This is a genomic window from Pseudomonas oleovorans subsp. oleovorans, from assembly GCF_002197815.1.
In the GTDB taxonomy this organism is placed as follows: Bacteria; Pseudomonadota; Gammaproteobacteria; order Pseudomonadales; family Pseudomonadaceae; genus Aquipseudomonas; species Aquipseudomonas oleovorans.
In genome coordinates this window covers 1-10347 of sequence record NZ_NIUB01000067.1, presented here as the reverse complement: position 1 = coordinate 10347, position 10347 = coordinate 1, and the positions used below count along the sequence as shown (strand labels likewise).

22 protein-coding genes are annotated in these 10347 nt (G+C 59.7%); 20 read left to right on the top strand and 2 right to left on the bottom strand.

The features are described 5' to 3' along the window. From PSOLE_RS24190 to PSOLE_RS22955, 3 genes are all read left to right on the top strand, one after another. A partial coding sequence (locus PSOLE_RS24190; protein ID WP_211281486.1) for a hypothetical protein occupies window positions 1–192 on the top strand: 192 nt, incomplete at its 5' end. A gap of 205 nt (window positions 193–397) precedes the next feature. Next, window positions 398–739, top strand: a complete 342-nt coding sequence (locus PSOLE_RS22960) for a hypothetical protein (RefSeq protein WP_045632716.1) — start codon at window positions 398–400, stop codon at window positions 737–739. Continuing rightward, window positions 736–1176, top strand: a complete 441-nt coding sequence (locus tag PSOLE_RS22955; RefSeq protein ID WP_139205043.1) for a hypothetical protein — start codon at window positions 736–738, stop codon at window positions 1174–1176. Before PSOLE_RS22960 ends, PSOLE_RS22955 begins: the two co-directional genes overlap by 4 nt. On the opposite strand, the gene PSOLE_RS22950 is transcribed toward PSOLE_RS22955, so the two are convergent. Further along, entirely contained in the window at window positions 1173–1475 is a 303-nt protein-coding gene (locus PSOLE_RS22950; protein ID WP_074861298.1) for a hypothetical protein, read from the bottom strand. The two genes, PSOLE_RS22955 and PSOLE_RS22950, sit on opposite strands and share 4 nt — an antisense overlap. Before the next feature lie 150 nt (window positions 1476–1625). Here PSOLE_RS22950 and PSOLE_RS22945 point away from each other — a divergent pair, with 150 nt between their 5' ends. From PSOLE_RS22945 to PSOLE_RS22860, 17 genes are all read left to right on the top strand, one after another. Next, window positions 1626–2651: a hypothetical protein gene (locus tag PSOLE_RS22945; protein WP_020308181.1), complete on the top strand. Its 1026-nt coding sequence runs from the start codon at window positions 1626–1628 to the stop codon at window positions 2649–2651. Window positions 2652–2979: 328 nt separating this feature from the next. Next, complete coding sequence (locus PSOLE_RS22940) at window positions 2980–3318, top strand: hypothetical protein (protein WP_020308182.1); 339 nt, start codon at window positions 2980–2982, stop codon at window positions 3316–3318. Between the two features lie 2 nt (window positions 3319–3320). Continuing rightward, window positions 3321–3488, top strand: a complete 168-nt coding sequence (locus PSOLE_RS24185) for a hypothetical protein (RefSeq protein ID WP_158212596.1) — start codon at window positions 3321–3323, stop codon at window positions 3486–3488. A gap of 161 nt (window positions 3489–3649) precedes the next feature. Then, a complete protein-coding gene (locus PSOLE_RS22935; RefSeq protein WP_020308183.1) occupies window positions 3650–3916 on the top strand; it encodes a hypothetical protein in 267 nt (88 codons plus the stop codon). A gap of 430 nt (window positions 3917–4346) precedes the next feature. Then, window positions 4347–4778, top strand: coding sequence for a DUF2591 family protein (locus tag PSOLE_RS22925; protein ID WP_020308185.1), 432 nt, complete (start codon window positions 4347–4349; stop codon window positions 4776–4778). Window positions 4779–4802: 24 nt separating this feature from the next. Beyond that, window positions 4803–5207 (top strand): hypothetical protein, encoded by a 405-nt coding sequence (locus PSOLE_RS22920; protein WP_020308187.1) that lies wholly within the window; start codon window positions 4803–4805, stop codon window positions 5205–5207. 5 nt (window positions 5208–5212) lie between these two features. Then, window positions 5213–5509, top strand: coding sequence for a hypothetical protein (locus PSOLE_RS22915; RefSeq protein WP_139205051.1), 297 nt, complete (start codon window positions 5213–5215; stop codon window positions 5507–5509). Window positions 5510–5538: 29 nt separating this feature from the next. Beyond that, window positions 5539–5808, top strand: a complete 270-nt coding sequence (locus tag PSOLE_RS22910; RefSeq protein WP_020308193.1) for a hypothetical protein — start codon at window positions 5539–5541, stop codon at window positions 5806–5808. 75 nt (window positions 5809–5883) lie between these two features. Continuing rightward, window positions 5884–6180: a hypothetical protein gene (locus tag PSOLE_RS22905; RefSeq protein WP_020308194.1), complete on the top strand. Its 297-nt coding sequence runs from the start codon at window positions 5884–5886 to the stop codon at window positions 6178–6180. A gap of 18 nt (window positions 6181–6198) precedes the next feature. Next, window positions 6199–6438, top strand: coding sequence for a hypothetical protein (locus PSOLE_RS22900; protein WP_139205052.1), 240 nt, complete (start codon window positions 6199–6201; stop codon window positions 6436–6438). Next, window positions 6425–6664 (top strand): hypothetical protein, encoded by a 240-nt coding sequence (locus tag PSOLE_RS22895; protein ID WP_020308196.1) that lies wholly within the window; start codon window positions 6425–6427, stop codon window positions 6662–6664. The genes PSOLE_RS22900 and PSOLE_RS22895 overlap by 14 nt, the downstream gene beginning before the upstream one ends. Continuing rightward, entirely contained in the window at window positions 6654–7004 is a 351-nt protein-coding gene (locus PSOLE_RS22890) for a hypothetical protein (RefSeq protein WP_020308197.1), read from the top strand. Before PSOLE_RS22895 ends, PSOLE_RS22890 begins: the two co-directional genes overlap by 11 nt. A gap of 20 nt (window positions 7005–7024) precedes the next feature. Next, complete coding sequence (locus tag PSOLE_RS22885) at window positions 7025–7348, top strand: hypothetical protein (protein ID WP_020308198.1); 324 nt, start codon at window positions 7025–7027, stop codon at window positions 7346–7348. Window positions 7349–7350: 2 nt separating this feature from the next. Continuing rightward, on the top strand, window positions 7351–7785 hold the full coding sequence (locus tag PSOLE_RS22880) for a hypothetical protein (RefSeq protein ID WP_020308199.1): 435 nt from the start codon (window positions 7351–7353) through the stop codon (window positions 7783–7785). 51 nt (window positions 7786–7836) lie between these two features. After that, entirely contained in the window at window positions 7837–8550 is a 714-nt protein-coding gene (locus tag PSOLE_RS22875; RefSeq protein ID WP_037005098.1) for a hypothetical protein, read from the top strand. A gap of 458 nt (window positions 8551–9008) precedes the next feature. Then, a complete protein-coding gene (locus PSOLE_RS22865) occupies window positions 9009–9584 on the top strand; it encodes a DUF262 domain-containing protein (protein ID WP_020308202.1) in 576 nt (191 codons plus the stop codon). 162 nt (window positions 9585–9746) lie between these two features. Further along, entirely contained in the window at window positions 9747–10064 is a 318-nt protein-coding gene (locus PSOLE_RS22860) for a hypothetical protein (protein WP_084343990.1), read from the top strand. A gap of 70 nt (window positions 10065–10134) precedes the next feature. Here PSOLE_RS22860 and PSOLE_RS22855 read toward each other — a convergent pair. Then, window positions 10135–10347, bottom strand: a 213-nt coding sequence (locus PSOLE_RS22855; RefSeq protein WP_140418999.1) for a zinc ribbon domain-containing protein, incomplete at its 5' end; no start/stop codon positions are given.

The following is a 10347-nucleotide window of genomic DNA, read 5'->3' as shown; positions in this document are numbered from 1 at the left end:
CACACCATCGTTGGGCATGAAATCCATGTGGCCGTCCCGCAAGACGAACATCAGGCGTACCGCGTGTGCTGCCTGCATGAAGATTGCGCCAAGTTCGTCTGCATCCCCCTCGCAGCCGAAGAACCAGTACCAGCAGCAGCACCAGCAGCACCAGCAGCACCGACCCTGCAACTGGACTTGCTGGCCAGCTGAACCCGCCCCCGGCAACCCAAATGCCCGCCATGAGCGGGCATTTTCTTGACCGGCGCCAGCATCCCGCGAGCTGCAATTCGTCGCTTCCAGGACTGGGGAATGAGGAACTGCGCAGCGTTGACCCTCGCCGGCGATGACACAGGGTCGGCGCCCCGATGATGGGCACAACCAAATCAGCGAGGCGCATGCCTCACAGGAGCCCTACATGAGCGAGTTCATCGTCCGCGTGACCTGCTTTGAACTGAATTACCGTGGCCAAGTAGCCGGCCAGATTGCCGAGGCGTTCGTGCCAGTCGAAGCCAAGGACGAAGACGAGGCATGCCAGCGTGCAGTCCTTTGGCACGGGGACAACGGCGTTGCCGTTGAGGATGATGACCTGCAATGGCAGTGCATCGACCTTCCGCGAGCACTGGTCTTCAAGGCAACCAAATGCCTCGAAGTCACAGCTTCGGAACTCGAAGTGTTCTTGTCCCTGACCCAAGGCCTGACCGGCGCAAAAGTCATTGGGCGTTCCACTTCCCTGACCATGGGCTCGGAGCAAGCATGATGACCAAGCGCTCGAAACGGGAGTGGTATACCCAGAACGGCATTGCCATCATGGGTGACGAAGGCATCCACGTTACTGACGTGAAAGGCCTATCCCGCACCGACAGCGAGAACGAAGCCAATGCCGCACGCATCGTGGCTTGCGTGAACGCCTGCGACGGTTACACGACCGAGCAGCTGGTGGCCCTCAAGGGCGGCAACGTCAAGCGCGAAGTCACCTACTACGCCGATAAGCTCTGCGACGCACAGAACCGCTATCTCAAGGCGGAGCAGCAACGGGACAACCTGCTGGCAGCGCTGAAAAACCTTCTGGAGCACGAAGGCACCCAGGTAGAAACCGGCATTGGCATGATGGAGCCCGACGAGCTGCAAGAGGCACGTAAGCAGGCCCAGGCCGCAATCCGGGAAGTGGAGGCCGCTCAATGTCGCATCTTCTAGAGACGAGCACCGTTGCCGCCATCGGCGCCGACGCCATCCGGGACTGAGTTGCCCGTCACCTTGCCCCGCTCTGCCCGGAGGGTGCGGTAATCTCGGTCATACAGCGGCCCTGGCATTGCAAGGGCGAGTCCTGCTACTTCGCGGCGGTCGAGGTTGAATCTCCCATCACAACCGAAGAACTGCGCCGACTGGAGGTAGCGGAGCACACGCGAGGCCAGTACCTGCACTTCTACGTCGATGACGTGATTGCGGCAGCGGTGGGCAGCGGCGCCCTGGCCGGCGACTTCTTCCACGTTCACTACCGCTGGTAGACCTATCCTCGGTTGCCAGTATTGGGGCTGAGCATTTGCGGCAATTCTTCTCTGCCGCCGATGACACGGCCCATCCCCCTAGATACTGGCTACATCCGAAACGAGGGCGAACCGCCCTACCAGACAAGGGGAATCACCATGGGCTCTACTGTATCGACTGGCAAGCAGGTAGCAGCGTTCAAGGCCACCAGCGGCAAGGTCATGTACGTGCTGTTCGAGGAAACCTACGACTCCAACTGCTACCCGCGTACCCCGCGCTGGAGCAGCTACATGATTGGCGAGCTGCCTGCTGTTATGCGCCACATCTTCCGCGCTGCATCCAGCTGCGAGGGCGGCATGACCAAAGGCGCTGGCGGTCGCGAGATTAGCCCCGAGGGCTACATCCAGGGCTGGTTCAAGGAGCTGGAGAACCCGGTCGAGATTGCAGACCGCAAGTTCGAGCTGTACGCCGTCAACAACTACATGGCGCCGATCCCGACCGAGAATTTCGCATGGGCCAAAGCTGCGATGGTCAACGTAGGCCGCGAGTCTGACGCAGTGAAGCTTGAGAACGGTGAACACCTGATCGTTTCGCTGTACGACGACGCCGAGCTGCTGGCAGCAATCTATGACGGCATCCACTTCGGCGCCAGCCGGATTATTAAGTCCGTAAGCCAGGTCCTATATGCGCCGCGCAATCCTAACCTCGGTTACAAGCCGGCCAAGTCCAAAGTCGTGAGCATGGACACCCCGCGCTTCATGCGGGTGCGTGAAGGGCATTACCACTACGCCACCCAGGACGCCAACGGCGACTGGCGTGGTGACGCTTCGCACTGCTTTATGAACTCGTTCATCACCAATCTATGGAAGTCGGAGCTGGCTGAGCCGCTGACCTATCGCGGCAAGATCAAGGCCTACCGCGATGCGATCAAGAACGCCCAGGTAATGCCAAGCAACACGAAGCTTGTCATCGACACCAAGGCAGTCACCGACCGCTACCACCAGGAGTCGGTTGACTGGGTGCTGGCCAACAACCCGCACACCAAGCACGGCGATGAAATTCACGTAGAGCTTCCGACCGACTACACCGCCCTCTACCGCGTGGCGACCCTCAATGAGAAGTTCGCCCGCTACGTCTTCACTGGCAACGCACCAGCACAGCAGCTTGACCTGTTGGCCTGCTGATCGATGCCAAGCCCCAGAGAGTACGGGGCCTACTGGCCATTCTCACTTCCCAGACCGGGGAGTATGGCCACTCAACGGTTAAACTATGAAAACCTCGGCAGGCGCTGGCGTGCCGGGGCAGAGCAAGAGGGATCGAACATGACAGACGCGGATGGAGTGATTCTCAACGATGGCGAATCGCTGAGCGCCCTGAATGACTTGCCTGCGGACAGATTCGCAACCGTTCGGAGCGCTACCAAGATCAAGCACTGTGCTTGCGTGACGGCCTGAACCAATTGCTGCCCCAGTAACCATTCATCGAACCGGAAAATTGGAACCGAGACTTACCATGGCCTACACGCTGACCCCCGAGCAGATTTCATCCATCACCATGCCGGAGCTGGCATTTTCCACGGAGCGCCTGTTGCCTGCCTGGGAGGACATTCCCGAAGAATTCAAGCGTGGGAACATCTACACCGAGCTTGCCTCCGCGATCTTCTACGGTACGCCAATTCCACCCAGCACGATTGAGCTGAACGAGGGCGTGGAAGGCGAGGCCCTGAGCAAGTGCGTTCGCGCTCACCTCCAGTCTTATGGCCCGAAGCACGAACACAAGATTGCTGGTGTCGGCTACATGATTTCCTGCGCCTGCACGCTGACGCCTGCTACAGAGGCGGACGAGGCATAACCATGCCACGACTGATCCGCCTTCCCCTGCTGCCGCTAGCGGCCCTGCTGGAGCTGGTGCTGCTGGCGCTTAGCTGGGGGCTTGCCCTGGCCTCCCCGCCTCTCGCCGGGCGCTTGGTAGCGCTTGCCAAGCGCCTGCCTGACCTTGCTTGGTACACCGGGCGGCAGTAGGCGCCACGCCCTGCCCTCTCCCTTCGCCCGTCGCTCTCCGCCAGTTCCAAAAACTGGTTTTGGCAGTTTGCTGTCTTTCCGCCGCTAGGGCGATGGCACAGGGTTTGCCGGGAGAAAGTTTCCTCACTGGCCTGATCAACAGGCACTGACGAGGAATCGCCATGCACACCCAAACTGAGATTGAAGCAGCCGTTTTCGACACCCCATCCGGCAACGTCCGTGGCTGCGTGACGGCGACCTTCCCGCTCAAGGGCAAGTCCAAGCGCATCGCCCACGCAACGCTTCTGGTTGATGAACCGCCTTCTCTCTACATCGAAGTGCCCAAGACCGTCCCACTCGACTGCCTGGACGCTATGGCCGAAGACCTCAAGGCGTTCACTGCGAAAGTCCGCGAGCTTTGCCCGGTCAGCGCCGGCCAGGAGGCATAACCACATGTCGTTCAGGAAAGCGGTTCGCCGGAACAAAGTCAGCGGGGCCATGTTCGGCAGCACCTTCCACACTGGCAGTACCGCGCCCCAGGGTGCCGACCTCATTGCCGCCCAGCAGCGGCAGTCGCGGGCCTATGCCTTGCTTTGCATCCAGACCACTTGGCGAGACAGGCACCGGGTTGGTATTGGCCGGGCTCGGCGAATCGTGGCCGAGCAGATCGAGGACTACCGCGCCCTGTGGCCCCAGCACGCTGCCTCGCTAGCAGCTGGAAGCCCAAGCGGCGGCGCGAGGAACTTGCGCCATCGCCCGGCCTGAATCCTGAATGCCCATCACAGGGCCTGAGCATTTCGCGGGCATCGATCATCCCGCCCCGTGACACAGCCTCCCCAGGTTGAGAATGGGCACATCACCTGAACAAGGACCACTGCAATGGTTGAAGTAGAAGTTGGCACTCTGATTGGCCGCGCACTGGACTACGTGATTGCGACCATCGAGGAACTGCCCATCCAGCATGACCCGATGGGGTTCTGCGATACCGCCAACGGCGGTTACTGGGTCTGGGGCAAGCGTCCTGGCGGCAAGATGCTCCAGATCGGCCCGAAGCCTGCGGGCCATAACGGCGGCTACTACAGCCCTTCCACGCGCTGGGATCAGCTCGGGCCGCTGGTCATGAAGTACCCGATTGTCATGGGCAACCATGAGTCCGGGAAAGAGGATGGGAAGTTCTGGGGCAGTGCCCATTGCTTCCACGGCGGAACCGAATTCGATACCTACGATGGCGTCATGGTTGCTGCCTGCCGCGCCATCGTCGCCTACACGCACGGCCCTACCGTGAAAATCCCACGCAGCCTTCTTCACTAACCGCAGCCCAAGGAGACGCAAACGATGAGCGAATTCCAAACCTTGCAAGTCGGCTCGCTGGAGCTGCGCAAGACAGCCGATGGCTGGCAGTACCTGAGCGAAGGGATCGGCAACGATCCCGACCGCTGGTGCGACGCTACCGGCGTGCTGGGGCCGTTCGGCAACTCGGGGGTGAACACCCTTCTCGATGAGCTGCTGGCGGCACGGCAACAGGCCGAGCAGAAAGCCGAGCGCGTGTGCGAGAACTGCCGCTACTGGGGCCAAATTTATGAGGGCTGCTGCGATTTCATCGACACCATTGCCGGCGAGCGAGTGGCTGCAACAACGGGGTGCCAGATCATCGCCACGGTAAGTGACGACACCGGGCTCAACACTGTGTTGAAGACTGGCCCGAATTTCAGCTGCCCCAATTTCAGCAAGCAACGGTGAGCACCATGTCGCAGGAAACCGGAAATCTGTTCCTCCTGAACAACAACGGCAACTACTTCGAGATCAACACGAAGGAAGTGAGCGTGGACAAAGAGCGTCTTTACGAGTGCCGATTCTTCGACACCGGGAAGGCGCTGCTCGAAGCCGTCAGCTCTGCGGATGGGTGCTCGGTGGAGGAACTGGAGGGGACAACCTTCTACATCACCATGCGCAACGGGAAGCCCACGTTGATCGACGACCGTGGCTTTCCAAGCGAAATTGACGGGTCGGTGGAAAGCTTCATCACCCTCTTTGAACTCTGAAACTGCTGATCCGCAGAATGGAACCTACCATGCAGACGCACACGATTGACCTGAGCGGCAGCGCCAACGTCCGCCATCCGTTCGCAGACTACTCGCTCACGGACGCGGTGAGGCTGGCCAACAACAACCGTAACTTGAACCTGCTCCCGCCCGTCCAGACGCTGAGCGAGACCCGTGAAGTGGTTCAGGACATGGCCAATCATGCCGGCTTCACCTGGATCACCGGCATGGTGGCGCTGGATGTTCTCGATTCCGCGATTGAGAATCGGGATTTGCGCACCTCCTGCCGCCTGATTTAAGCGAATCCGGCGTGACACACGCCGGACAGCCCTAATCTATGCCTGCCGATTGACCGATTGACCGAGTGATTCGCAATGAATAAGACCCGTAGGAAGCGGATTGCAGAAATCTGCAAGCAGTTCGAAGAACTGAAAGAACGCATCAGCGAGCTTGAGGAACTGAAAGCCGAGGTTGAGGAATTGCAGAGCGAGGAACAAGAGGCCTTTGACAACCTCCCGGAAGGTATTCAACAGGCAGATCGTGGCCAAGCGATGGAACAGGCTGCTGAGGCGTTGGGTGAAGCTGCCGATCAGATCGATGAGCTGATTAGCAGCGCCACTGACGACATTGACGAAGTGCTCACTGCGCTTGGTTCCGCATCCGGCGAATAACAGAGCATAGGACCCATCATGACCTTAACCGTGACCTCTAGCCGAAAATTGACGAGGCCTGTCCCGGATGACTGCTCCGACCGCTATGCCTCCGGCTGGGCCTATGCAGACTGGCATATCAGCAAAGGCGGCGACCTGAACGCCGACGCCCCTGCTGACTGGCACGAAGAAATGGTCAACGGCTTCTGGGATCGGCTCACTGCTGAGCGCAACGCGAATTCCAACTCTGAGAAAGGGCAAAACAATGGCCACCAGTGAACAGAAGGTCAAAGAGGTCCATCCCCGCGCCAGCAAGAAGCGTTATTCGACCCACGGTGGCGGCGGTTACTACCTGATCTGGTCTGGCTTCCCGGAAGGCCGCGAGAGCCTGCGCCTGGGCGAAGGCAAAACCGCCTCCGCTGCGTGGGTGGACGCGGCCAAGAACATCAAGCGCGTGGCTGAGCAGGCCAGCAGTGCGGTACAGGAGAGCAGCAATGGGCAATGAGCGCGGCAACTGCATCGACTGCGGCGAAGAACTGTGCCACCTGGATGACGACCCCAACGGCGCCCACAACTGCACCTGCGCCCGCTGCCGGGCACAGGATGAGCATGACTTCGACGCCGAGCCCGGCGCCGTTTTCAGCCGCTCGGGTGAGCGGATCGACAACAAGCCCCAACGACCGGCCATGCCTCAAAACCTGCGCTCGGTTCTGGAGAGCCTTCCGCAGCTACCACAGCGCCAGGACTCGACCGCAGCCCAGCTGGCCGACCTTCGGGTGATCGCCAACCGGCTGGGGCTGTATGACGCCGCCGACGCCATCAAAACCATGCTTGGCCGTCAGTAGTCGGCCAGAGGACAGAAATCATGCCGCAGCAGATCAAGACCGAATACCAGCTGGAGCGCGAAGCCCGCTGGAAATCCATGGGTTTCACCCTGATCGACGAGGCGAAGCCAGAGATTGGGAAGCCAGTCGAGGCCATCCGCGTTCACCAGCCTCGGGGTTTCGGCGGCGTGATCCTGCGCACCGAATACCTGCTGGTCAACATGGTGCGGGCCGAAGAATACAGCTACACCGACACCACCAACGACGACAAGCACCTCGCCTCCAGCGAGTTCGAGGGCTGGCGCGAGATTGGTGCCGGGCAAGGCAGCAACGATGATCAAGCCAACACCAAGGGGGCAGCCTGACCATGGCAAGTATCGAGCGTGAGCCGCTGCCGGCTGGTGCCGTGATCGAGTATTGCGGCGAGCACGGCGAAGTCATCCACGATCCGGGCGGTAATGGCCGTTTAACGGTCAAGGTCGGCGACCATCAGGCGCAATGGTGGTGGACGTTCGAGGGCGTCACATGCACGGTAGTGTCGATGCCCTCCACTTCTCCCGCCACGCACAAGAGTGAGATTCAGGAGCTGATCCAGATGGTTCGGGATTGGTTCGCGCAGCCGGGGAATGAAGGCGGCGGCATCTTTCATGTGATGCTGGAGGATGGCAACGTCGAGCAAGAGTTCGCCGACATTGCCCTGGAGCAGGCCCGCCAAAGCGGCGATGCAACTGCTATCGAACTGGCAGAGAAGCTTGCAGCACTCACCGTCGCGGAGCGCGTCAAGGTCTGCAATGCGTGGTAAGGCCGTAATTCATCAGGCTAGACGAGAGCGCTGCTAATCATGAGTGACTGTGTGCCCTATGCCATCCACATTGCTACCGGCGTTGCGCTGGAGGCAATCATTTCCCAAGCTGAGAAGTATGGTTGGCATCCGCAGTTGGGCATGCAAGCAGTAGCCGGCTGGTGCTTGATTCGCAACATGGGATTTCAGGTCACACCGATGACTGCCCCAGAGCCACGGGCGACGGTCAAGCAGCTACTGTCGAGCCTCGACAAGAGCAAAACGCACATCATCAGCGTTGATGACCACTGGTTTACCGTGCGCCAGGGCGAAGTCTTCGACAAAGGCGGCACACACCCCCGCACCCAAGTGAGGCATGTTTTTGAAGTTGGCCAGCTCCAGCCTGATAGCACGCTCTTTATCCAATCGGGGGCCGGAAGCTGCGGCACCAATGGAAACGCGCTGAATAGCCAGAGCCCCTTTGACCGGAAGTGTGTGGATGACTTCGCACGCAACTGGCTAGCCGGTAGCACATGCCATCGCCACCAGCGGAGCGTGTATTGGACGAGTGATGACCATCGCTTCGTATTGATGAAGCACCACGGTCACACGGATTACGTTGATCGAGTGAGGGGTTCGACCCGTTGCGGGACTTACTACGCGCTCTACGACCTCACCAAACCGCATCCTGGAGCGCTGGGCAAGCCTTGCATCTGGCTCGTTGAAGGCCGCTGGCTTGCATCGCACTGGACGGAACTCAGTCGAGCGGTTTCCGCAGCCCAGTGAGTGCCTTCATCATCAGAGGCCGACTCCCTTCCTCAAGACGCCCTCCCACCAGCTAGCTTGCGGGCACTGTTCGATGGCCTGGGCCGAACGTAAGCAGTCAGCGCGGGAGCGGGAGTTGTCTGTAGCAATCATCGTTAGGATCGTGAGCAGCACCATGCCTGTCAGCGCAATCGTGATTGCAGCGGTGAAGTAGGCAGCTACCCCGCCTCGACTGTTGTGATGCGTGCTGGTGTTCAATGCAGAGTTCCTACTGGGCTAAAGCAGCGAGGCGTATTTGTCTGCCTGGGAGGATAACGGCCTGTCGGGCTTTATCAATCCCCCGTATTGGCCGCTCAAGCGCCAGCATAGGGTTCGACGATTTCTGCGATCATTCATTCGTCGCGGTGACACACCATTGGGCACCTGACAATGGGCACATCACCAGAACAGGCCATCCGGCCCCGACGAGGATCACCGACATGTCACGCGACCTTCCCGAGTTCGAGCAGCATTTGCTGAGCATCATCAAGCCGCTGCATGCAGCCAAATGGCACGCGGATTATCGCTGGGACTCACTGGAAAAGTCGCTGGCTAACCTGGGCAATGACTACGGTGGCCTTGAGCTGAACCCTGACTTCCAGCGGGGCCACGTATGGACCCCCGCGCAACAGACCCACTTCATTGAGAACTGCATGCGTGGTGTCGTTCCGTCGAGCGGTTTTCTAATCCAGTTCAACTGTGCTGACTGGGGCGATAAAGACGCCCAAACCGACCTGCCTAAAGGCTTGCAGTGCGTGGATGGATTACAGCGCTACACGGCTGTGACTGAGTACGTCAAAGGGAACGTCAAGCCGTTCGGTTATTCCGCCCAGGAGCTGCTGGGCACCCAGTTCTCACCGAAGCGCATTTACATGAAGGTCGCGATCCACGCCTACACCAAGCGTGCAGACCTGCTGGCGCACTATCTCGCATTGAATGCCGGTGGCACCCCTCACAGCGCCGAGGAAATCGAACGCGTTCGCGGCCTGCTGGCCCAGGCGCAGGGCTCTGCCTGATCCATCCGCGCCTGCTCCTGGCTCCCTGCTTTGGGGAGTCAGAAGTTGTTGTTCACCCCCGTCTTTCTGCCAGTGACACGCATCACCTCTGTACGTATTGGCACATCCACTCAACATGCTGGCATTCACCAGCAGCCTCTAATGACTATCGAGAGAAGTTCAATGTCTGCCCGCCTGGATTCACTCATTGGCAACAGCTATTCCGTTGTGCAATTCGCCGATTTACCTGTGCCAAGCCAGTTGGCGATTGTCTGGTACTTGGCTGTCGATTGCGGCGCATGGGATGCCGTCGATTTGTCGTTATACAGTGCAGACCACCTAGAGTCTTCGCTGGTCGAGCTGCTACCAAAGTACGTCAATGAGTATGGCGCCGAACTGTTTGGCTCGGTTTGTCTAACCACTTCGGCCCTCGCCTCGGCAATCATGAAAGACGAAGAAATCGCAGACAGTCATAGCAGCTGGGAGGATTACCACAATTGACATCCTCCCCCACCTTCGCGGTGTCCGCTCAGGAGGGGGATTCCTTTACAGGCGTTAGCCGATTGCTCGGCTAACAGGTTCCTGCTGCTGACGGCCTGACAGCGCCGTTCACTTCACAGGCTAACCGGGCTACGTCCAGCCCTTCGTTGCTCAGGTGTGCCTCACCACGGCGAAGCACGTTGATTGCGCCCACCACGTCAGCGTTGTTCGCATAGCCGCACTGCACGCACAGGAACTGTGCCTGGGTCTTGCGGTTGTCTGCGCTGACGTGACCACAGCACGG

Bases quoted from the DNA above. Each gene is read 5' to 3' on its own strand.
- PSOLE_RS22940 (WP_020308182.1), top strand. From the start codon at position 2,980: ATGGCCTACACGCTGACCCCCGAGCAGATTTCATCCATCACCATGCCG.
- PSOLE_RS22935 (WP_020308183.1), top strand. From the start codon at position 3,650: ATGCACACCCAAACTGAGATTGAAGCAGCCGTTTTCGACACCCCATCC.
- PSOLE_RS22910 (WP_020308193.1), top strand. From the start codon at position 5,539: ATGCAGACGCACACGATTGACCTGAGCGGCAGCGCCAACGTCCGCCAT.
- PSOLE_RS22960 (WP_045632716.1), top strand. From the start codon at position 398: ATGAGCGAGTTCATCGTCCGCGTGACCTGCTTTGAACTGAATTACCGT.
- PSOLE_RS22920 (WP_020308187.1), top strand. From the start codon at position 4,803: ATGAGCGAATTCCAAACCTTGCAAGTCGGCTCGCTGGAGCTGCGCAAG.
- PSOLE_RS22955 (WP_139205043.1), top strand. From the start codon at position 736: ATGATGACCAAGCGCTCGAAACGGGAGTGGTATACCCAGAACGGCATT.
- PSOLE_RS22895 (WP_020308196.1), top strand. From the start codon at position 6,425: ATGGCCACCAGTGAACAGAAGGTCAAAGAGGTCCATCCCCGCGCCAGC.
- PSOLE_RS22915 (WP_139205051.1), top strand. From the start codon at position 5,213: ATGTCGCAGGAAACCGGAAATCTGTTCCTCCTGAACAACAACGGCAAC.
- PSOLE_RS22860 (WP_084343990.1), top strand. From the start codon at position 9,747: ATGTCTGCCCGCCTGGATTCACTCATTGGCAACAGCTATTCCGTTGTG.
- PSOLE_RS22925 (WP_020308185.1), top strand. From the start codon at position 4,347: ATGGTTGAAGTAGAAGTTGGCACTCTGATTGGCCGCGCACTGGACTAC.
- PSOLE_RS24185 (WP_158212596.1), top strand. From the start codon at position 3,321: ATGCCACGACTGATCCGCCTTCCCCTGCTGCCGCTAGCGGCCCTGCTG.
- PSOLE_RS22865 (WP_020308202.1), top strand. From the start codon at position 9,009: ATGTCACGCGACCTTCCCGAGTTCGAGCAGCATTTGCTGAGCATCATC.
- PSOLE_RS22880 (WP_020308199.1), top strand. From the start codon at position 7,351: ATGGCAAGTATCGAGCGTGAGCCGCTGCCGGCTGGTGCCGTGATCGAG.
- PSOLE_RS22900 (WP_139205052.1), top strand. From the start codon at position 6,199: ATGACCTTAACCGTGACCTCTAGCCGAAAATTGACGAGGCCTGTCCCG.
- PSOLE_RS22905 (WP_020308194.1), top strand. From the start codon at position 5,884: ATGAATAAGACCCGTAGGAAGCGGATTGCAGAAATCTGCAAGCAGTTC.
- PSOLE_RS22885 (WP_020308198.1), top strand. From the start codon at position 7,025: ATGCCGCAGCAGATCAAGACCGAATACCAGCTGGAGCGCGAAGCCCGC.
- PSOLE_RS22890 (WP_020308197.1), top strand. From the start codon at position 6,654: ATGGGCAATGAGCGCGGCAACTGCATCGACTGCGGCGAAGAACTGTGC.
- PSOLE_RS22945 (WP_020308181.1), top strand. From the start codon at position 1,626: ATGGGCTCTACTGTATCGACTGGCAAGCAGGTAGCAGCGTTCAAGGCC.